The sequence below is a fragment of the Tepidiforma sp. genome, assembly GCF_034433535.1.
In the GTDB taxonomy this organism is placed as follows: Bacteria; Chloroflexota; Dehalococcoidia; order Tepidiformales; family Tepidiformaceae; genus Tepidiforma.
In genome coordinates, this window is the sequence record NZ_DAOUAO010000005.1 from 23,556 (window position 1) to 42,031 (window position 18,476).

General features: G+C 67.1%; 23 protein-coding genes. 6 read left to right on the top strand and 17 right to left on the bottom strand.

What is annotated here, in order from left to right:
- Window positions 1–2: 2 nt before the first annotated feature.
- The 17 genes from recR to VAE46_RS00420 all read right to left on the bottom strand — a co-directional run bounded on the left by recR (window position 3) and on the right by VAE46_RS00420 (window position 14,741).
- On the bottom strand, window positions 3–611 hold the full coding sequence (gene recR, locus VAE46_RS00340) for a recombination mediator RecR (protein ID WP_322794907.1): 609 nt from the start codon (window positions 609–611) through the stop codon (window positions 3–5).
- Between the two features lie 5 nt (window positions 612–616).
- Window positions 617–997 carry a YbaB/EbfC family nucleoid-associated protein gene (locus VAE46_RS00345; protein WP_322794908.1) on the bottom strand — a complete coding sequence of 127 codons (381 nt, stop codon included), beginning with the start codon at window positions 995–997 and terminating at the stop codon, window positions 617–619.
- Window positions 997–2,499 carry a DNA polymerase III subunit gamma/tau gene (gene dnaX, locus VAE46_RS00350; protein ID WP_322794909.1) on the bottom strand — a complete coding sequence of 501 codons (1,503 nt, stop codon included), beginning with the start codon at window positions 2,497–2,499 and terminating at the stop codon, window positions 997–999. The genes VAE46_RS00345 and dnaX overlap by 1 nt, the downstream gene beginning before the upstream one ends.
- Before the next feature lie 65 nt (window positions 2,500–2,564).
- Window positions 2,565–3,035 carry an rRNA maturation RNase YbeY gene (ybeY, locus tag VAE46_RS00355; RefSeq protein WP_322794910.1) on the bottom strand — a complete coding sequence of 157 codons (471 nt, stop codon included), beginning with the start codon at window positions 3,033–3,035 and terminating at the stop codon, window positions 2,565–2,567.
- Between the two features lie 2 nt (window positions 3,036–3,037).
- Window positions 3,038–4,495 (bottom strand): NADH-quinone oxidoreductase subunit N, encoded by a 1,458-nt coding sequence (locus VAE46_RS00360; RefSeq protein ID WP_322794911.1) that lies wholly within the window; start codon window positions 4,493–4,495, stop codon window positions 3,038–3,040.
- Window positions 4,492–5,955, bottom strand: coding sequence for an NADH-quinone oxidoreductase subunit M (locus tag VAE46_RS00365; RefSeq protein ID WP_322794912.1), 1,464 nt, complete (start codon window positions 5,953–5,955; stop codon window positions 4,492–4,494). The genes VAE46_RS00360 and VAE46_RS00365 overlap by 4 nt, the downstream gene beginning before the upstream one ends.
- 9 nt (window positions 5,956–5,964) lie before the next feature.
- Complete coding sequence (gene nuoL, locus VAE46_RS00370; protein ID WP_322794913.1) at window positions 5,965–7,917, bottom strand: NADH-quinone oxidoreductase subunit L; 1,953 nt, start codon at window positions 7,915–7,917, stop codon at window positions 5,965–5,967.
- 3 nt (window positions 7,918–7,920) lie between these two features.
- A complete protein-coding gene (locus VAE46_RS00375; RefSeq protein WP_322794914.1) occupies window positions 7,921–8,103 on the bottom strand; it encodes a hypothetical protein in 183 nt (60 codons plus the stop codon).
- A 21-nt stretch (window positions 8,104–8,124) separates the two neighbouring features.
- Window positions 8,125–8,439, bottom strand: a complete 315-nt coding sequence (nuoK, locus tag VAE46_RS00380; protein ID WP_322794915.1) for an NADH-quinone oxidoreductase subunit NuoK — start codon at window positions 8,437–8,439, stop codon at window positions 8,125–8,127.
- Complete coding sequence (locus tag VAE46_RS00385) at window positions 8,436–8,954, bottom strand: NADH-quinone oxidoreductase subunit J (RefSeq protein WP_322794916.1); 519 nt, start codon at window positions 8,952–8,954, stop codon at window positions 8,436–8,438. Before VAE46_RS00385 ends, nuoK begins: the two co-directional genes overlap by 4 nt.
- Window positions 8,954–10,207, bottom strand: coding sequence for an NADH-quinone oxidoreductase subunit NuoH (gene nuoH, locus VAE46_RS00390; protein WP_322794917.1), 1,254 nt, complete (start codon window positions 10,205–10,207; stop codon window positions 8,954–8,956). The genes VAE46_RS00385 and nuoH overlap by 1 nt, the downstream gene beginning before the upstream one ends.
- Window positions 10,204–11,313, bottom strand: coding sequence for an NADH-quinone oxidoreductase subunit D (locus tag VAE46_RS00395; protein WP_322794918.1), 1,110 nt, complete (start codon window positions 11,311–11,313; stop codon window positions 10,204–10,206). The genes nuoH and VAE46_RS00395 overlap by 4 nt, the downstream gene beginning before the upstream one ends.
- Entirely contained in the window at window positions 11,310–11,834 is a 525-nt protein-coding gene (locus tag VAE46_RS00400; RefSeq protein ID WP_322794919.1) for an NADH-quinone oxidoreductase subunit C, read from the bottom strand. Before VAE46_RS00400 ends, VAE46_RS00395 begins: the two co-directional genes overlap by 4 nt.
- The gene (locus VAE46_RS00405; RefSeq protein ID WP_322794920.1) at window positions 11,831–12,208 is read right to left on the bottom strand and encodes an NADH-quinone oxidoreductase subunit A; all 378 of its coding nucleotides are present in this window, start codon (window positions 12,206–12,208) and stop codon (window positions 11,831–11,833) included. Before VAE46_RS00405 ends, VAE46_RS00400 begins: the two co-directional genes overlap by 4 nt.
- A 97-nt stretch (window positions 12,209–12,305) precedes the next feature.
- Window positions 12,306–13,082, bottom strand: coding sequence for an NAD(P)H-hydrate epimerase (locus VAE46_RS00410; protein ID WP_322794921.1), 777 nt, complete (start codon window positions 13,080–13,082; stop codon window positions 12,306–12,308).
- A 64-nt stretch (window positions 13,083–13,146) separates the two neighbouring features.
- Window positions 13,147–13,524, bottom strand: a complete 378-nt coding sequence (gene queF / locus VAE46_RS00415; protein WP_322794922.1) for a preQ(1) synthase — start codon at window positions 13,522–13,524, stop codon at window positions 13,147–13,149.
- A gap of 44 nt (window positions 13,525–13,568) precedes the next feature.
- Window positions 13,569–14,741 (bottom strand): acyl-CoA dehydrogenase family protein, encoded by a 1,173-nt coding sequence (locus VAE46_RS00420; RefSeq protein ID WP_322794923.1) that lies wholly within the window; start codon window positions 14,739–14,741, stop codon window positions 13,569–13,571.
- Window positions 14,742–14,852: 111 nt separating this feature from the next.
- Between VAE46_RS00420 and VAE46_RS00425 the strand changes: the two genes are divergently transcribed.
- From VAE46_RS00425 to VAE46_RS00450, 6 genes are all read left to right on the top strand, one after another.
- Entirely contained in the window at window positions 14,853–15,650 is a 798-nt protein-coding gene (locus VAE46_RS00425) for an enoyl-CoA hydratase (RefSeq protein WP_322794924.1), read from the top strand.
- Between the two features lie 87 nt (window positions 15,651–15,737).
- A complete protein-coding gene (locus tag VAE46_RS00430) occupies window positions 15,738–15,917 on the top strand; it encodes a hypothetical protein (protein ID WP_322794925.1) in 180 nt (59 codons plus the stop codon).
- Window positions 15,918–15,971: 54 nt separating this feature from the next.
- Window positions 15,972–16,817 carry a fumarate hydratase gene (locus VAE46_RS00435; RefSeq protein WP_322794926.1) on the top strand — a complete coding sequence of 282 codons (846 nt, stop codon included), beginning with the start codon at window positions 15,972–15,974 and terminating at the stop codon, window positions 16,815–16,817.
- The gene (locus VAE46_RS00440) at window positions 16,818–17,384 is read left to right on the top strand and encodes a GNAT family N-acetyltransferase (RefSeq protein ID WP_322794927.1); all 567 of its coding nucleotides are present in this window, start codon (window positions 16,818–16,820) and stop codon (window positions 17,382–17,384) included.
- Window positions 17,381–17,890, top strand: coding sequence for a GNAT family N-acetyltransferase (locus VAE46_RS00445; protein ID WP_322794928.1), 510 nt, complete (start codon window positions 17,381–17,383; stop codon window positions 17,888–17,890). The genes VAE46_RS00440 and VAE46_RS00445 overlap by 4 nt, the downstream gene beginning before the upstream one ends.
- Complete coding sequence (locus VAE46_RS00450; RefSeq protein WP_322794929.1) at window positions 17,883–18,476, top strand: Fe-S-containing hydro-lyase; 594 nt, start codon at window positions 17,883–17,885, stop codon at window positions 18,474–18,476. The genes VAE46_RS00445 and VAE46_RS00450 overlap by 8 nt, the downstream gene beginning before the upstream one ends.

Genomic DNA, 18,476 nt, shown 5'->3' on the forward strand with positions numbered 1-18,476 from the left:
GGTCAGATCTCCTGGCGGCCCTCGAGGGCGCGCGCAAGCGTGACGGCATCGGCGTACTCGAGGTCGGCACCGCTGGGGAGGCCGCGCGCCAGGCGCGTGACGCGCACGCCGAGGGGTGAGAGGAGGCGCTGGACATACATCACGGTCGCCTCTCCCTCGAGGCTGGGGTTGGTGGCCATGATAACTTCCGCCACACCCCCCGCTTCGACCCGGGCCCGCAGCTCGGAAAGGTGGAGGTGCTCCGGCCCGATGCCCTCCATCGGGTTCAGGATGCCGTGGAGCACGTGGTAGAGCCCGCGGTAGATGCCAGACCGTTCAATTGCGAGCACGTCGAGGGGCTGCTCGACGACACAGACCAGCGATTGGTCGCGGCGGGGGTCGGTGCAGACCGCGCAGGGGTCGGCTTCGGTGAGGTTGAGGCAGCGGGAGCAGTAGCGGATTCGCTCTCGGGCTTCGACGATGGCGCGGGCGAGGGCGTCAGCCTCCTGCGGCGAGGTGCGGACCAGGTGATAGGCGAGGCGCTGGGCGGACTTCGGCCCGACACCGGGCAGCCGGTGGAGCGCCTCGATGAGGCGCTGGATCGGCTCGGGCGTGGCCGTGGTTTCGGGCATGGCGTTCAGCCGAGGCCGAGCCCGGGGAGGCCGAGGCCGCCGGTGATCGCGCCGAAGGACTTCTGCTGGAGTTCGGTCGCGCGCTCGGTGGCATCGGCGATGGCGGCCATGATGAGGTCCTGGAGCATCTCCACGTCGTCGGGGTCGACCACCTCGGGTTCGAGCCGGATCCCGACGATTTTCTGCTCGCCGGTCATGGTGACGCGGACCGCGCCGCCCCCTGCGGTGCCCTCAACGGTGGCTGCTGCGAGCTCGGCCTGCGCCTTCGCCAGCAGCTCCTGCGCCTGGGCGAGGGCGTTCTGGTTGCCGCCGCCCAGGGAGCTGCGCCCGGGAAGGCCGCCCCCGGCGCGGCGAAGATAGCGATTGTTCCCACTTCCCTTTGCCATCAGGAGTCCTTTCCGATGGGGCGTGCGCCCATTTTCTTCGCGGCCTCGGCGAGGTGGCCGCGGCGGGGTTCGCGGTTCGCTTGCTTCGTGGCTTCGACCAGCTGGACGCGCAGGCGCACGGGACGCCCGAGAATCGCCGCTGCCTGCTCCTCGACCATGGGCCGGCAGGCGGTATCGACCTTCTCCATGGGCATCTTGCGCTGGAAGCCGAGCACCAGTTCATCGCCGTCCATCTGAAGGACATCGAACGAGCCGTTCAGCCACATGGCGAGCGCCGGGTTGATGATCTTGCAGTGCTCGTACAGCTCGCGCGCGAACTTCTCTTCGCGGGACATGGGACCGGGATCGGCGGGCGGGGGAGACGGCTGCCGGGCCGGGCGCCTGCCGCCTTCGGAAGCTTGCCCCGGCACAGCCGCGGGAGCCGCAGCGACGGGTAGCGCCGCGCGGGGCGGACCGAGGATGACGGAGGCGCAGGCGACCTCCAGCGGGACCGGGCTGGCCGGGTCGAGGCGGAAGTCGGCACGCGCAAGCTCGGCCAGGGCCGAGGCGAGGAGCGGCACGGCGTCGGCGCGCGAGCGTGCGACGGCGAGGAGCTCGTCGTCGTTCGATGCAGCGCTATCGCGGAGGACGGCGGCGAGGAGGTCCCGCACGAGGTCGACCGCCGAGCGGGTGAAGCGGGCGATATCGATGCCGTCGTCAGCGACGGAGCGGGCGATATCGAGCGCCGCTGCGAGGTGCGATTCGAGCAGGGCGCGGACGAGGCCGCCAACGCGGGCATCGCTGACCTGCCCAAGGGCAGCCCGGACGTCGTCGACCGTGGGCGCGTTGCCGTAGCGGGCGATGACCTGCTCGAGGATGGTGATCGCGTCGCGGAGGCCGCCCCGCGACTGGACGGCGATGGCGTGAAGGCCTTCTTGCGGTACGGTGCAGCCCTCCTGTTCGCAAATGAAGGCGAGCCGGCGGACGATGGCCTCATTGGGCACCCGGTGGAAGTCGTAACGCTGGCAGCGGGAGATGATGGTGGCCGGGACCTTGTGGAGGTCGGTGGTTGCGAGGATGAAGATGGCGTGCGGCGGCGGCTCCTCGAGCGTCTTGAGCAGGGCGTTGAAGGCCCCCTCGGTGAGCATGTGGACCTCATCGAGGAGGTAGACCTTGCGGGCCAGGCCGGAGGGGGCATAGGCAATTTTCTCGCGCAGCTCGCGGACGTCGTCGATGCCGCGGTTGCTTGCCGCGTCCATTTCGATGAGGTCGAGCGCGGAGCCGCTGAGGATGGCGCGGCAGGATTCGCACTGGTTGCAGGGTTCGCCGTTCTGGAGGGCGCTACAGTTCACCGCGCGCGCGAGGATGCGGGCGGTGGTCGTCTTTCCGGTGCCGCGCGGGCCGCTGAACAGGTAGGCGTGCGCGATCCGCCCGGTTGCGAGGGCGTTTTTCAGCGTTCGAACGATGTGGTCCTGTCCGACGACCTCGGCGAATCCCTTTGGCCGCCACTTACCGTAGAGCACGTGCGTTCCTGCGAAGCGGGTGAACCGAGTATAGAACAGGTGTGCCAGCAGGGCACCGGATAGTCCTAGTGGAGGTGGACGTGGCGGAGGTCGCCGAGGTAGTGCTCCTCTCGGGCGCGCATGCGGGCCTCCTCCTCCGGGTTATCGACGTGGTCGTAGCCGCAGAGGTGGAGGATGCCGTGGACGAGCAGGTGGGCGAGCTCGGCATCGAGCCCGTGCCCGAGCGCCTCAGCCTGCCGGATGGCTGTCGGCAGCGAAATGGCGATATCGCCGAGGTGGGGCGGCTGGCCGGGCGCGTTGACGAATTCTTCCGATTCGTCCGGGAAGGAGAGGACGTCGGTGGGCTCGTCGATGCCGAGGAAGCGAGCGTTCAGCTCGCGAACCTCGTCGTCGCCGGTGATGAGGATGGCGAGCGATGTGCCACGCTCGACGGATTCGCCAGCCATGACGCGGCCGGCGAGGTCGCGGAGAGCGTGGACGTCGACGTCCTTCGTATCGACGGCGACCTCGACGGTGATATCGAACGGAAGGTCCACGGCTAGCGGGCGAAGATTTCGACAGCGTCGCGGGCTGCCGACATGAGCGGCATGGGGATGATGCCGAAGACGAGCACGCCGAGGGCCGTAGCCGAGAGCGCGACGGCGATGGATGGCGAGGTGCGGAAGCGGGGCTGCCCGGCGGCATCGCCGAGGAACATCGCCTTCACCACGCCGAGGTAATAGTACGCCGAGATGACGCTGTTCAGGACGCCAATGATCACCAGCCAGAGGAGGTCGGCACGGACCGCGGCGTTGAAGATGTAGAGCTTCGCCCAGAACCCGACGGTCGGCGGGATACCCGTGAGCGAGACGAGGCAGAAGGCGAGGCCGAGCGCGAGGAAAGGCGACTGGCGCCACATGCCGGCGTAATCGGCGATTCGGTCGGAGCCGATGCGCTGCGAGATGGCGATCACGGCGACGAACGCGCCGAGGTTGGTGAACGCGTAGGCCGCCACGAAGAGAAGAATGCCGCTGGCACCGAGGGTGAACTCCTCGCCGGCGACCGAGATCGCCGCCAGCCCGATGAGGAAGTTGCCGGCCTGGGCGATCGAGGAGTAGCCGAGCATGCGCTTGATGTCGGTTTGCACGATCGCCATGAGGTTGCCAAGCGTCATCGAGACAGCGGCGATGACGGCGAAGATCATCGACCAGTCTTCGCGGAGGAAGTCGGCGCCGAGGGCCTCGAAGAAGACGCGGGTGGCCACCGCGAAGGCCGCGGCCTTCGAACCCACCGAGAGGAAGGCGGCGACCGGAGTGGGCGCGCCCTGGTACACGTCCGGGACCCACATCTGGAAGGGCACCACGGCCATCTTGAAGCCGAAGCCGGCGATGAGGAGCGTCATGGCGACCACGAGCAGGCTTCGCTGGCTTTCGCCGTTGGCCTCGATGGCGGCCGCGATGCCGCTGAGAAGCGTGGAGCCGGTGGCGCCGTAGAGGAGCGCCATGCCGTAGAGGAGGAGCGACGAAGCCACGGCGCCGAGGAGGAGGTACTTCAGGCCTGCCTCGGAGGAGCGCTGGTCCTTGCCCCAGCCGGCGAGGATGTACTGGGGAATCGAGGAGAGCTCGAGCGCGATGAAAATCGTGATCAGGTCTCGGGCGGAGGCGAGGAACATGAGGCCGCCGCAGACGGTCAGCAGAAGGGCGTAGTACTCGCCCTGGCGGCGGCCCTCACGGTTCACCCAGTCGATGGAGGCGAGCACGACGGTCGCGGTGACCCCGGCAAAGACGTACTGGAAAAACACCGCGTACCGGTCGAGCGCGATGGTGCCGCCGAAGGCCTCCTGGTAGTCGCCGCGGCCGACCCACGAGGTCGTCCAGAGAGCGGACACGACCAGGCCGGCGAGCGCGAGGAACGGGAGGACGCGGCGCTGGGATGGGACCAGGGCATCGGCCACGATGACCACGCCGGCGGCGATGAGGACCGAGAGCTGGGGGCCAATGACATCGATCCCGTTCATGCGTTCAACCTTGCGACGAGGGTGGTCATCGCCGGTTCGATGACGTCAGTCATGAGGGCCGGGTAGACCCCGAGGAGGACGACGAGAGCGGCGAGGCCGGCGACGACGGTGTGCTCCCACCAGTGGCGCTGGTCGGTCAGTTCATCCCATTCGTGGCGGACGGGCCCGAACATGACGCGCTGGAGCATCCAGAGGATGTAGCCGGCTGAGAGCACGACGCCGAAGATGGCGGCGAGCACGGCCCATTCGAAGCGCTGGAAGGCGCCGAGGAAGACCGTCACTTCAGCGATGAAGCCCGCCAGCGCCGGGAGCCCAAGCGAGGCCATGCCGGCGAAGACCATGCCGGTGGCGATGAGCGGCATCTGTCGGGCGAGGCCGCCGAGGCGGGCGATTTCGCGGGTGTGGGTGCGCTCGTACATGAGGCCAATCATCACGAACATGAGGCCGGTGATGAGGCCGTGGGCAAGCATCTGGTAGGTGGCCCCCACCAGGCCGGTTGTGCCCAGGGCGCCGATGCCAAGCAGCACGATGCCCATGTGGGAGACGGAGGAGTAGGCGATGAGCCGCTTCACGTCGGTCTGTCGGAGGGTGATGAACCCGCCGTACAGGGTCGAGAAGGCCCCGATCCCGGCGAGCCAGGCATCCCAATCATGGGCGACCTCGGGCATCAGCCCGACGCACATCCGGATGATGCCGTAGCCGCCCATCTTGAGGAGGACGCCCGCCAGCATGACGGAGACCGCCGTCGGCGCATCGCTATGGGCGTCGGGCAACCAGGTGTGGAGCGGGACGATGGGAAGCTTGACCGCGAAGCCGATGAAGAGGAACAGGAACACCCAGCCGAGCGGGAGCAGCGTGTCCTGGAAGGTCGCCGACTCGAGCTGCTGGATATCGAACGTGCCGGCGTCGAAGGCGAGGACCAGGATGCCGATGAGCATGAAGGCCGAGCCAGCGATGGTGTAGAGCACGAATTTGGTGGCCGAATACTCCTTCCGGCCCGACCCCCAGATGGAGATGAGGAGGTACATCGGGAAGAGTTCGAGCTCCCAGAACAGGAAGAAGAGCATGAAATCGAGGGCGACAAACACGCCGACCACCGAGCTGGCAAGGAGGAGGAGGCTGGCGAAGTAGGCCCGGGGGCGGTGCGTGATGCTGAACGAGACGAGGACGGAGGCGACGGTCAGGCAGGTGGTGAGCACCACGAGGGGGAGGCTGAGGCCGTCAACGCCGACGAAGTATTGCAGCCGGAACTGCCCGATATCGACCCAGGTGGCGCGCTGCGTGAACTGGTAGCCGCCCGCATCGCGGTCGAAGGCGAAGAAGACCTGGAGCGAGAGCGCGAGCATGGCCAGAGCGGCTGCGAGGGCCACCCACCGGGCGTGTTGCTCGAGCCGCTGCGGGAGGAGCAGGATGAGGCCAGCGGCGACGGCAGGCAGGAAGATGAGGATGCTCAGTTCCACCGTCTCCTCCTAGAGCGGGTTCGCCACGATGACGGCAACGAAGATGACGATGACGCCGGCAGCAACGCCCAGGCCGTACGACTGGACCTCGCCGACCTGGATCGCGCGGAGCCGGTCGCTGGCCGTGCGTCCGAACTGCCCGACGCCGTTGACGATGCCATCAACGAACGAGCGGTCGAGCTGCTCAAGCAGCCGGCACCAGCCGCGATAGAAGATGTTGCGGACGAAGACCGTCTCGTAGAGGTCGTCGAGGAAGTACTTCCGTTCGAAGATGAGGGCGAACGGCGCGAAGGTGGCGCGGATGGATGCCGAGTCCACCAGGCGCCGAATGTAGATGGCGTACGCGGTCCCGATGCCGGCCAGGGCGATGATGGTCGAGGAGATGGCGATGCCCCATTCGAACGTGCTGCCGTGGTGGCCGGCCTCGGGCAGCGCCGCCTCGATGAAGTCCTTGAACATGTGGTCGTAGGCAAACCAGCCGGCGGCAATCGATGGGATGGCCAGCACGAGCAGCGGGGCCCTCATCGGCCAGGGGGATTCATGCGGGTGGGCCGGGTCGCCGTGGAAGTGATTGTCGGGGTCATGATGGTCGACCGGCTCGCCGCCCTTGTAGGTGCCGTGGAAGGTGAGAAAGATGGCCCGGAACATGTAGAAGGCGGTCATGAACGCGACGGCGGCGCCGATGGCCCACAGAGCCCGGTCGTGCCGCCAGGCATCCAGCAGGATTTCATCTTTCGACCAGAACCCGGCAAGCGGGAAGATGCCGGCAAGGCTGAGCGAGCCGATGACGAAAGTCCAGTAGGTCACCGGCATGTGCGTGCGCAGGCCGCCCATCTTGCGCATGTCGAAGGTGTTGGTGGCGTGGTTGACCGAGCCGCTGCCGAGGAAGAGGAGCGCCTTGAAGAAGGCGTGGGTGAACAGGTGGAAGATGGCAGCCACATACCCGAGGGCGCCCAGCGACATCATCATGTAGCCGAGCTGGGAGACCGTTGAGTAGGCGAGGACCCGCTTCAGGTCGGTCTGAACGAGGGCGATGGTCGCCGCGATGAGAGCGGTGACGGCGCCAATCCAGGCGACCACGGTGGCGGCATCGCTCGACGCTTCGAACACGGGGAAGAACCGAGCGACCAGGTAGACGCCGGCGGCAACCATCGTTGCGGCGTGGATGAGCGCGGAGACCGGGGTCGGGCCTTCCATCGCGTCTGGCAACCAGACGTGGAGCGGGAACTGGGCGGACTTGCCGGCTGCCCCGGCGAACAGTCCGAGCGCGAACAGGGTGACGATGGTGCTCTTTGCTTCGCCCGAGGCGGCCCACTCCTGGATGGCGGTCACATCGAACGTGCCGGTGCGCGTCCACACCAGCAGCAGCGCTGCCAGCAGGCCCAGGTCGCCGATGCGGGTCACGATGAACGCCTTCTTGGCTGCCGCGGCGGCGCTGGGTTTGTGGAACCAGAAGCCGATCAGGAGGTAGGAACAGAGGCCGACCAGCTCCCAGAAGACGAACATCTGGAAGAGGTTGTCGGCGAGCACCAGCCCGAGCATCGAGGTGGTGAACAGGCACATGTGGGCGAAGTAGCGCCCGTAGCCGGGGTCGCCGGCCATGTAGCCGGTGGAGTAGACCTGTACGAGGAAGGCTACGGTGGTGACCACCACCAGCATCACGGCGGTGAGCCCATCGACGCGTACGCCGATGGGCACGACGAGGTCGCCGGCGGTAAACCACTCGTGGGTGTAGACGGCGACGCCGCCATCGGCGTCGATCACGTTGAAGAGCGTAATGTAGCTGAGGACCATGGCCGCGCCGATACCGAGGATGGCGGCATAGCCGGCGAGGGTCGGCACGCGGCGGAGGTAGAGCGCGATCAGCCCCCAGGCGACAAGCGGACAGATGAGGATCGCCCAGAGGACGGCCTCGTCGATGGTTGGGGTCCCGGCTGCGGCGGGCTCAGCGAGGAACAGCATCGGCTAGATCTTCCTCAGGATTTCGCGTGCGACGTGGGCCTTGCCGGTTGGGACGTAGAGCGTCCGCTCGTCGAAGAGCGAAGCTTTTTCGCCGTAGCCGATGGGCGGAATGATCCGTACAGAGAGGGCCTCGGCGGCGAAAAGCTCCGCCCAGGTCTGGGCGGCGAAGGCGTTACGAACCGTCATGAATTCAACCCACATGCTGCGTCACGACCTGAGGAGATTGAGGCGGTCGACGTCGATGGTCTCGCGGTTGCGGTAGACGGCGACAGCCAGGGCAAGGGCAACGGCGGCCTCGGCAGCCGCCACGGTAAGCACGAAGACCACGAACGAGTGGCCCGCGATAGGGTTCGGGCCGGGCGTGAAGCGCGAGAATGTCAGGAGCGTGAGGTTGACGGCGTTGAGCATGAGCTCGACACCCATAAGGACGCCAACGGCATTGCGCTTGCTGAGGGCGATGGCGAGCCCAAGGCAGAAGAGGAGCGCGCCGACGGTCAGGAAGTGTTCGATGCCGGGGGTCATGCGAGGGCGTCCTCCGCTTCTTCTTCGGGGCTGCGAGTCAGCATGACGGCGCCAACGAGGGCGGCCGTGAGCAGCACGCTGGCGATCTCGAAGGGCACGACCCAGGTCGTGAGGAGCGCCCGGCCGAGTGCGGCGGCATCGAGGCCCTGGGGAGCCTCCGCGCTGGTGTTCCAGGCGGTGTCGTGGATCACGAAGAGGAAGATGGCGGCGAGGCAAACCGAAAGCAGGATGCCGGGCGCGGCCCAGCGGGTTTCGCCGTTGTCGCGGCCGGCCCGCGGGGTGAGCAGCACCGCGAACAGGACGAGCACGGCGATAGCGCCTACGTAGATGATGACCTGCGCCATGGCGATGAAATCGGCCGAGAGGAGGACAAAGAACCCTGCCACGCCGACGAAGGTGAGGACGAGAAAGAGCACCGCGTGCAGGAGGTTGCGCGAGACCATCACGCCTCCCGCCGCAATGAGCGTCAGGGCTGCGAGGACCCAGAAAGCGAGTGCCGGACCGAAACCGTCCATCAGGGCTGGTCTCCGACGGGGATGTAGCCGCCTGCCTGCTTCACGAGCCGCGGCCGGGTCGGCGTGCGCTCAGGCCGGTAGCCGTTGAAGCGGGCCCACGCATATGCGAGGGCGACCGAGACGGCGATGTTGACGACTGCGAACAGGTAGATCAGACCATCGGCGTAATCCTGCTCCGCCCAGACCATACGCTCGGTCGTCACCACGAGCAGGTTGAAGACGCCGAGGGGCAGGAGGAACTTCCAGGCGAAGGCCATCAGCTGGTCGGCGCGCAGGCGCGGGAGGGTGCCGCGCGTCCAGATAAAGATGAAGTAGATGGCATAGACCTTGGCGATGAACAGGAGCCACCCCGGGACCCACTGCTCGAGGCCGAAGAACGTGTAGCCGCCGAGGAAGACGGTGGCGGCGAAGGCCGAGGCCGCCAGCGCGTAGCCGATATCCATGCCGTAGAAGAGGCCCCACTTCATGCCGGAGTACTCGGTGAGGTAGCCGGCAACGATTTCCGATTCGGCTTCGGCGATGTCGACCGGGGTGCGGTTCAGCTCGGCGCTGACGCAGATGAAGTAAATAACGAACGCGAGGGGCTGAACGAACACCAGCCAGATGGTGTACTCATCGGCCCACTGGACCATGCCGCTGAGGCTGATGGTGCCGGTCATCACGACGGCCCCGAGCAGCGAAATCACCAGCGGCGATTCGTAGCTGATCGCCATGGAGACGATGCGCATGGCGCCAAACAGGCTGTATTTGTTGTTCGCGCTCCAGCCGGCCATGAAGGTCGCGATGACCGGGAGCGCCGAAACCGCCAGGAAGTACATCAACCCGACCGGGATATCGGCGATCACCATGTTCTCGCCGAAGGGGATGACCGCCCAGAGGAGGACCGCGGGCATCACGAAGATGATGGGCGCGATGTACATCACGGCGCGGTCGGCGCCGGTCGGGGTCAGGGCTTCTTTCTGGATGAGCTTGATTGCGTCAGCGATGGGCTGGAGCAGGCCGAAGGGGCCAACGCGGTTCGGGCCCAGGCGGGACTGCATGCGTCCGATGATGCGCCGTTCGCCATAGACGCCGACGAACAGCTGGGAGGGGAGGACGAAGAGAAGGAAACTGGCGACGAACCCGATTAGCGCCGCCACCACATACACGACACCGAAGGGGACGACCTCATCGAGCGCGTCAAGCAGCGCGCCTGACAGGTTTCCGAGGTCGCGCAGGTCGTACCAGTTGCCGGACGAGAGGAGCAGGCTCACCGGTCGATCTCCCCCACGACGATATCGATCGAACCGAGGACGACGATGGCGTCGGCGAGTGTGCCGCCGACGGTCATCTCCTTCAGCGCCGAGAGGTTGATGAACGAGGGCGGGCGAATGTGGAAGCGATATGGCGAGGGGCCCTCGTCGCTCACCAGGTAGTAGCCGAGCTCGCCGCGGGGGCTCTCGATGCGCGCGTACGCCTCGCCCTTCGGCGGCCGGAGCGCGAGGGGCACTTCGGTGCGGAACGGGCCGCCGGGGAGGCCATCGAGCGCCTGCTCGATGATGCGCAGGCTCTGGCGCATCTCCTCGAGACGGACGATGAAGCGGTCGTAGCTATCGCCGTTGTACCCGATGGGGATATCGAAGTCGTACTGCTCGTAGCCGCAGTACGGGTCGGCTTTGCGAATGTCCCAGGCGATGCCGCTGCCGCGGAGCATGGGGCCGGAGAGCGAGGCATTGGTGGCCATCTCCGGCGTAAGGACCCCGACGCCTTTGGTGCGCGCGATGAAGATCTCGTTATTCGAGAGGAGCCCCTCCATCTCATCGATGAAGGGCGGAAACTCGCGGAGGATGCGGCGCACCATCGGTTCGAACTGTGGGCGCAGGTCGAAGGCGACACCGCCAATGCGCATGTAGTTGCAGGTCAGGCGCGCCCCGGAGGTCACCTCGAAGATATCGAGGATCTTTTCGCGCTCGCGGAACGCCCACATGACGGGGGTTTGCCAGGCGCCGGTATCGTTGGCGAAGGCACCGACCGCCATGCAGTGGCTGGCGAGGCGCTGCAGCTCGGCCATGATGACGCGGATGGCGTTGCCCCGGGGAGGGACCTCGATGCCGGCGAGCTTCTCGACCGCAAGGCAGTAGCCGAGGTTGTTCGACATGCTGCTGAGGTAGTCGGTGCGGTCGGTGAAGGGGATGTTCTGGGTGTAGGTGCGCTCTTCGGCGAGCTTCTCCATCGAGCGGTGGAGGTAGCCCATCACCATCTCGGCATCGATGACCTTCTCGCCATCGACGGTGGCCTTGATGCGAAACACACCGTGGGTGGACGGGTGCTGGGGTCCGATATTGATGACGAACGGTTCGGACTTGACGACGCCGGTCATTCGATCACCTTCACGGGCGGCTCCTGCCGGCGAGCGACGCCGGCAAACTCCCCGAGGCCTGGCTGCAGGCCGCCGGGCATGGCGAGGAAGTCCTTGCGCAGGGGCCACCCGGGGTAGCCCTCCCAGAGGAGGATCCGGTAGAGGTTCGGATGGCCGGTGAAGCGGATGCCGAGGAGGTCGTACGCTTCGCACTCCTGCATCCAGGCGCCGTGGTAGACCGGCGTGACGCTTGGGACTTCCGGCTTTTCGCGGTCCCAGGCTTCGACCTTGAAGCAGGCGATGTGGTTCTTCTCGAACGATTGGATGTGGTAGACGACCTCGAAGTGGTCCCAGTAGTCGACGCCGCAGAGGTTGGTGAGGTGGACGAGGTTCGCTTCGGGGTCATCGCGCAGGGCGTGCAGGGTTTCGACCAGCTTTTCGGGCCTGAGGTAGCAGGCGCCGGGGGTGGTGCGGTCGACGCTGCCGGGGACGAGCGCTTCAGCAAGCTGCGCGACTTCGGGGCCGGAGAGTTCGCGGGTCACAGGCGCCACTCCAGGGCTCGTTTGCGCCAGGCGTAGATGCCGCCGACGACGAAGGTGCCGATGAAGAGCAGGCCCTTCCCGTAGCCCACCCAGCCGACCTGATCGAAGACGAGGGCCCACGGGAAGAGGAAGATGATTTCCACATCGAGCAGAACGAAGAGCAGCGCGATGTAGTAGTAGCGGAAGTTGAACTGGACGAGGCTGGGGCCTTCGGTGCGCAGGCCGCACTCGTAGGTGTCATCGCGGACACGGTCGGGGCGGAATTTCGGGCGGATGCGGACGTACTGCAGCGCCCACGACGTCACCACCGCGCCCAGCGGGAAGATGAGGGCGATGATGACCAGGATGCCGATGTGTCCGTATTCGTACAGCAACGTCGGGGCCGTTTGTGAAATTCGTCCCTAAGGACCGCCGGTGACTATAGCACGGGCTCCGATGGCGGACAAAGCCGCGAGCGCACGGGGGATGGCGCTAACGGCGGAGGCGAATGATCGGCCCCTCGGCGAAGATGTCGCGGACAGGCAGGCCCAGGCGCTGGTGGACACTGAGGGGGATGCCGATATCGGCCAGGAAGAGCTCGCCAACCATGCCGCGGGCCTGGGATTCGAGGCAGCCGCGCTTGGGCAAATCAAGCATCAGCGTGGTAACAGCGCGGATGGCCGGCGAGCTGACTTCGCCCGTAGTTGCATTGACACCGGTGGGGATATCGAGGGCGAGGATCGGTCGGCGCGATTCGATGGCGAGCCGGGTGACGGCAGCCGCAACGCCCACCGGCGGGCCTTCGAGGCCGTAGCCGACGAGCGCGTCGATGACGAGGTCGGCAGCGGCGAGCTGCTCTTCGAGGGTGACCTCGCTGGATTCGAGGTCAGCGGGCTGGAGGATGCCGGACTGCCGGAGGATGTGCATCTGGCGGCGGGCGGTGAAGGAGACCTCTTCTTCGACGCCGCCGATGACCGGCTCGACGCGGCAGCCCCAGTTGGCCAGATGGCGAATAGCAGCGAGCCCGGCGGCACCCTTGTTGCCGCCCCCCGCGAGGACCACGACGCGCTGGCCTTTGCCGCGTCCGCCGAGCATCGCGAACGCCAGCTGGGCCGCGCTCCGGCCGGCATTTTCGGTGAGCTGAAGGATATCGAGGCCGAAATCCTCCTGGGCGATGCGCTGAACATCGCGCATCTGGGCGGCGGTCACGGTGCAGACGTCCGAGGCGCGGCGCTGGGGGAAACCGGCCGGGTCCGGTTTGACGTTCACGCGGGCCTCCCGCGGCCAGCGAAAGCCGCGTACGTGAGGCTCCGCGGGGTCGGGATGAGGGTTGTCATGGGTCGGTTGGGCGGTTCGGGTACGAAGCAGTGACACGGGCCGAGATGCCTCCGCGGGTATTGAACTCGCCGGTGACGGTGGCCGACCGGGGCTGCACGGCGGCGACGATGTCATCGAGGATGGTGTTGACCACGTCCTCGTAGAAGATGCCGCGGTTGCGGAAGGCGTGAAGGTAGAACTTGAAGGAGCGCAGCTCGATGCACTTTTGGTCGGGGACGTAGGTGACGCGGATGGTGCCGAAATCGGGCTGCCCGGTCATGGGGCAGACGCTGGTGAACTCAGGGGCGATGAATTCGATGACGTAATCGCGGCCCGGGAACCGATTGTCGAAGGCGTCGATGGTGCCGTCGGTGCGGAAGGTGTTCTGCGACATGCTGCTACCGGGAGGATCGGATGCGGGCAGGGTGCGCGCAAGCATCACCCACGCGGGAGGCCGAGCCCGCGGGTGGCGATGATGTTCCGGTTTACTTCGCTGGTGCCGCCGGCGATGGTGTAGCTGGGTGCGGCGAGTGCCCAGCGTTCGACCCGGCCCCGCAGCGGGGCATAGGGCGAGCCGGGCTCCAGCTGGCCCGGCAGGCCAAGGATCCGCAGACCGGTGATGCCCATCTGGCGCTGGAGCTCGGTGCCGAAAATCTTCGAGACCGAGGCTTCGGCGTTCGGAATCTTGCCCTCGCTCTGCATCTGGGCGACGCGGTAGCAGAGCCAGCGGCCAATTTCGAATTCGAGGTAGCGTTCGGCGAGCTCGTGGCGCAGCTCGCCCCGGCGACGGAGATGCGGCGTTTCGCGGACGTAGTCGATCAGGGCGTAGAGGGTGCTGCGCGTCATGACGACGCGGTTGATGCTGCTGCGCTCCTGGTCGAGCGTGGTGGTCGCGATATACCAGCCGCGGTTCTCCTCGCCGACCAGGCAGTCGGCGGGGACACGCACGTCATCGAAGAAGACCTCGCAGAAATGGTGGCTGCCCATGAGGTTGACGAGCGGCCTGACCGTGATGCCGGGCAGCCGCATATCGACCATGAAGTAGCTGATCCCGCGGTGCTTCGGCGCTTCGGGGTCGGTCCGGGCGAGGAGGATGCCCCAGTCGGCTTCCTGGGCCCCGCTGGTCCAGATTTTCTGGCCGTTGATGACGTACTCGTCGCCGTCGCGGAGAGCGCGGGTCTGGAGCGAGGCGAGGTCGGAGCCGGCACCGGGTTCGGAGAAGAGCTGGCACCAGTGGTCCTCGGCGGAGCGCATGCCGGGGAGCCAGCGCTGCTGCTGCTCGGGCGTGCCGTGCATCATCAGGGCGGGCCCGGCGAGCCAGACGCCCTGGTCGTAGGCGCCGGGCGCTCCCGCAGCGCTCATCTCTTCCATGTAGACGGTTTGGGTCATGTAGGAGGCACCGGCACCACCGAATTCGCGGGGCCAGCCCATCGTGAGCCAGCCGCGTTCGGCCAGTTTCTTGCGGAACTGGCGGGTAAATGCTTTCTCATCCGGCGTCATCTCCTCCCGGTCGTTGCGCATGTCCCAGGCGTCGCGGGGGAGTTCGGCATCGAGGAACGCGCGGACCTCGGCGCGGAAGGCGGCGTGCTCGGGGGAGTCGCGGAAGAGCATGGTTCGAACCTGCGGAACGGGCTGTCCGGCAGTATAGCGCCGGGGAGCAGGCGGGTGCGGTGAGGGGCGCGAACGGGTAGGCTTCGGGCACGACAGCAAGGAGACGTGGCAATGCAGTTCCGGGACATCCTGTATTCGGTGCATGACGGGGTGGCGAAGATCACCCTGAACAAGCCGGAGAAGCTCAACGCGCTCTCGTGGGGCTCGTGGGCCGAGATCGAGAATGCGGTGGCGATGGCGGAGGCGGACGACGCGGTGAAGGTAGTGGTCTTCACGGGCGCCGGGCGGGGATTCTGCGCCGGCACCGACCTGACGACGGCGAGCCAGGAGAAGGACTGGCCGGAGCGGCCGTTCCCCGGCCGGGCGGGCATGCTGCGCTCGCGCTACCTCGCAACGGCGCAGGTGTACCACTGCCGCAAGCCGACGATCGCGGCGGTGAACGGCCCGTGCGTAGGGGCCGGGTTCTCGCTGGCGATGGCCTGCGACATCCGCATCGCTGCCGAATCGGCGAAGTTCAGCGCGATCTTCGTGAAGCGGGCGATTGTGGCGGACACCGGCGCGACGTGGCTGCTGCCGCGGCTCGTGGGCACCGAGCGGGCGTACCGGATGCTCTTCACCGGCGAGATGGTCGATGCGCGGGAAGCCGAACGGATCGGGCTCGTGAGCCAGGTGGTGCCGGACGAGGAGCTGCCGGCCGCGACCGCCGCGCTGGCCGGGAGCATCGCCCGGGGGCCATCGGTCGCGATCGAGCTGATGAAGCGGCTGGTGCAGGAAGGCGCCACCCGAGGGCTGGATGAGCAGATCGAGCTCGAACAGTTCCTGCAGCAGATTACGCACCAGACGGAGGACGCGGAGGAAGGCAGGCGCTCCTTCCTGGAGAAGCGAGAGCCCGTGTTCAAGGGGCGCTGAGCGGAGAAACTGCGGTCGCCGCACCTGTCCCCTCGCGTTCACTGGACTGTCACCGGCCTCCGGGCCCGGGGGTGGCACACTGGCGGCATGAACCTGTTGAGTGCCCTGGCCCCAACCTCGGTGCCGGCTGACCCGGTGGAGGGCATCGCCGGGCGCGTCGCATTCCAGGCCGCCGTCCGGGCGGTGAAGGCGGCCGCCGAAATGCAGGAGGAGGTCGTCCGGCTGCTCGACCCCAGCGTGGGCCGCCTGCTCGACCGCTCGGCCTGAGGAACGAGCCGCCCCGGGCTGCTACGCTCTGTGCATCACAGCCACGGGATGCACATGAGAGAGATACCTGCCGAGCAGATTACGGAGACGGTCGCGCGCCTCGCAATCGAGGCGACGCACTTCCTGCCCGAGGACGTGGAAAACGCCATCCGGAACGCGCGGGAACGGGAGCGGTCACCGCTGGCGGTCCAAATCATCGATGAGATTCTCGAGAACGCGCAGGTTGCGCGGGAGCGAATGCTGCCCCTCTGCCAGGATACCGGCACGGCGGTGGTGATCCTGGAAATTGGGCAGGACGTCCACATTACCGGCGGCTATGTGATTGACGCGGTCAACGAGGGCATTCGCCGGGGATACAGCGAAGGGTACCTGCGGAAGTCGATCGCGGCCCGGCCGTTCAGCGCACGGGTCAACACGGGCGACAACACGCCCGGGGTGATCCACACGGAAATCGTGCCCGGCGACCGCCTGAAGATTCTCTTCATGCCGAAGGGCGGCGGCTGCGAAAACATGTCGCGCTACCAAAACTTCCTGCCGGGCATGGGCAAGCAGGCGGTGATCGATTTTGTCTGCGAGACGGTCGACATGTCGGGCGGTAACCCCTGCCCGCCGCTGGTCATTGGCGTCGGCGTCGGGGGGACGGCCGAGAAGGCGATGACGATGGCCAAGCACGCCCTCTTCCGCAAGATCGGCGAGCGCAGCCCCGACCCGGAAGTGGCGGAGCTGGAGCAGGAGATCCTGCAGGCGGTGAATGAGCTCGGGGTGGGCCCGCAGGCGGTGGGGGGTTCGACCACCGCGCTGGACGTATTCGTCGAGACCTACCCGACCCACATCACCGCTCTGCCCGTGGCGGTGAACATCCAGTGCCACAGCGCGCGGACGAAGCAGGCGGTGATCTGAATGCCGCTGGCCGGGCAGCTACGGCTCGTTCGCGCGGAGGAGGCCGACGCTGAGGCGATCGCGGCCCTCGTGAACCGCGCCTACGGGACCTATCCGCACCTGTTCGCCGGCCAACGGACCACCCCCTCCGAGCTGCTCGCGGAGGCCGGGCCGGGAGCCCAGTTCATCGTTATCGAAGGCGACGGCCGCCTGGTGGCGAGCGCGCTGATCGCGAAGGCCGAGCGGTTCGTCGAGCCCGACATGCTCGGTCCGGCAGGCACACCCCGGCCCGCTCCGGGCCAGCCCGCGCCGGACCACCCGTGGGCAGGGGCGCTTTACTTCGGCATGGCGGCGGTGGAGCCGGAATTGATGAACCGCGGGCATGGCCGGGCGATGGTGGCATTCGCGGAGAAGCTTGCACGGGACGAGGGGTACCGGGCGGTCGCGCTGGGCACGGTGAGGGAGTTCGGGCTGGTCCCGTACTACGAGCGGCTCGGCTACCGCGTGGTGCACGAGCTGGCGCACCCTGCCGGGCACTGGGACTTCCTCGTTCCCCACGTGTACGTCGAGATGGTGAAGCCGTTATGACGACTCGCATCGAGCCGGCGCAACCGGGGGACGCTGAAGCGATGGCAGCGGTCATCAACCTCGCTTACCGGGTGGAGGACTTTTTCAAGGCGTGCGACCGGACGACCGTCGAAGAGGTCCGGCGGCTCCTGGAGCGGGAAACTTTCCTCGTGGCGCGCGAAGAGGACGGCAGCATCGCCGGGGTGGTGCGCGTCGGCGTCGAAGGCGAGGTCGGGCACTTCGGCATGCTGGCGGTTGCCCCGGGACGGCAGGGGGTCGGCCTCGGGAGGACGCTGATCGAAGCGGCAGAGCGGTGGTGTCGGGAACGCGGCGCAGCAACCATGACGCTGGAAATCGCCAGCCCGCGGTCGGAACTGCCCCGGTATTACGAGCGGCTCGGCTATCGGGCCTGCGGGACCCGGCCCTGGCCGCCCGAGCACCAGCACGAGCTCAAGGCGCCCGCGCACTTCATCCTGTTTGCGAAATCACTTGGCGGGAACGCCGCCCCGGAGGAAACCCATGGCTGAGAGCCTTGCCCTGACGACGCCGCTGACCGACGACGTCATCGATGGCCTGCGGATCGGCATGCACGTAACGTTCAGCGGCGTAATCTACACGGCCCGCGATGCCGCGCATAAGCGGCTCATCGAACTGATGAAGCGAGGTGAGCCGCTGCCCATCGACCTGCGCGGGCAGGTGATCTACTACGTAGGGCCGACCCCGCCGCGCCCGGGCATGGTCATCGGTTCGGCTGGTCCGACGACCGCAATGCGGCTCGACCCGTACACGCCGGCAATGCTCGAGGCGGGGGTCAAAGGCATCATCGGCAAGGGCGGACGTTCGCCTGCCGTGCGGGAAGCGATTCGGCAGCACCACGCAGTCTACTGCATCGCCGTCGGTGGCACGGGAGCGCTGCTCAATCGACACATCAAGTCGGCGGAGGTGGTGGCCTTTGAAGACCTCGGGACCGAGGCGATTCGCCGGCTCGAAGTGGAGGGCTTCCCGGCGATCGTGGTGAACGATTGCTACGGCGGGGACCTGCTCGAAGAGGGGAAGCGCCAGTACCGGACCAGCTCGCGGCCCATCCCGGCCGTGCAGGCGCTCGGGGGCTGA

Coding starts and splice junctions, on each gene's coding strand:
- VAE46_RS00420 (WP_322794923.1), bottom strand. CDS start 14,741: ATGCTCTTCCGCGACTCCCCCGAGCACGCCGCCTTCCGCGCCGAGGTC.
- VAE46_RS00445 (WP_322794928.1), top strand. CDS start 17,381: ATGACGACTCGCATCGAGCCGGCGCAACCGGGGGACGCTGAAGCGATG.
- nuoL (WP_322794913.1), bottom strand. CDS start 7,917: ATGCTGTTCCTCGCTGAGCCCGCCGCAGCCGGGACCCCAACCATCGAC.
- recR (WP_322794907.1), bottom strand. CDS start 611: ATGCCCGAAACCACGGCCACGCCCGAGCCGATCCAGCGCCTCATCGAG.
- nuoK (WP_322794915.1), bottom strand. CDS start 8,439: ATGACCCCCGGCATCGAACACTTCCTGACCGTCGGCGCGCTCCTCTTC.
- VAE46_RS00345 (WP_322794908.1), bottom strand. CDS start 997: ATGGCAAAGGGAAGTGGGAACAATCGCTATCTTCGCCGCGCCGGGGGC.
- VAE46_RS00395 (WP_322794918.1), bottom strand. CDS start 11,313: ATGACCGGCGTCGTCAAGTCCGAACCGTTCGTCATCAATATCGGACCC.
- VAE46_RS00375 (WP_322794914.1), bottom strand. CDS start 8,103: ATGACGGTTCGTAACGCCTTCGCCGCCCAGACCTGGGCGGAGCTTTTC.
- VAE46_RS00425 (WP_322794924.1), top strand. CDS start 14,853: ATGCAGTTCCGGGACATCCTGTATTCGGTGCATGACGGGGTGGCGAAG.
- VAE46_RS00430 (WP_322794925.1), top strand. CDS start 15,738: ATGAACCTGTTGAGTGCCCTGGCCCCAACCTCGGTGCCGGCTGACCCG.
- VAE46_RS00360 (WP_322794911.1), bottom strand. CDS start 4,495: ATGAACGGGATCGATGTCATTGGCCCCCAGCTCTCGGTCCTCATCGCC.
- queF (WP_322794922.1), bottom strand. CDS start 13,524: ATGTCGCAGAACACCTTCCGCACCGACGGCACCATCGACGCCTTCGAC.
- VAE46_RS00450 (WP_322794929.1), top strand. CDS start 17,883: ATGGCTGAGAGCCTTGCCCTGACGACGCCGCTGACCGACGACGTCATC.
- VAE46_RS00440 (WP_322794927.1), top strand. CDS start 16,818: ATGCCGCTGGCCGGGCAGCTACGGCTCGTTCGCGCGGAGGAGGCCGAC.
- VAE46_RS00385 (WP_322794916.1), bottom strand. CDS start 8,954: ATGGACGGTTTCGGTCCGGCACTCGCTTTCTGGGTCCTCGCAGCCCTG.
- VAE46_RS00435 (WP_322794926.1), top strand. CDS start 15,972: ATGAGAGAGATACCTGCCGAGCAGATTACGGAGACGGTCGCGCGCCTC.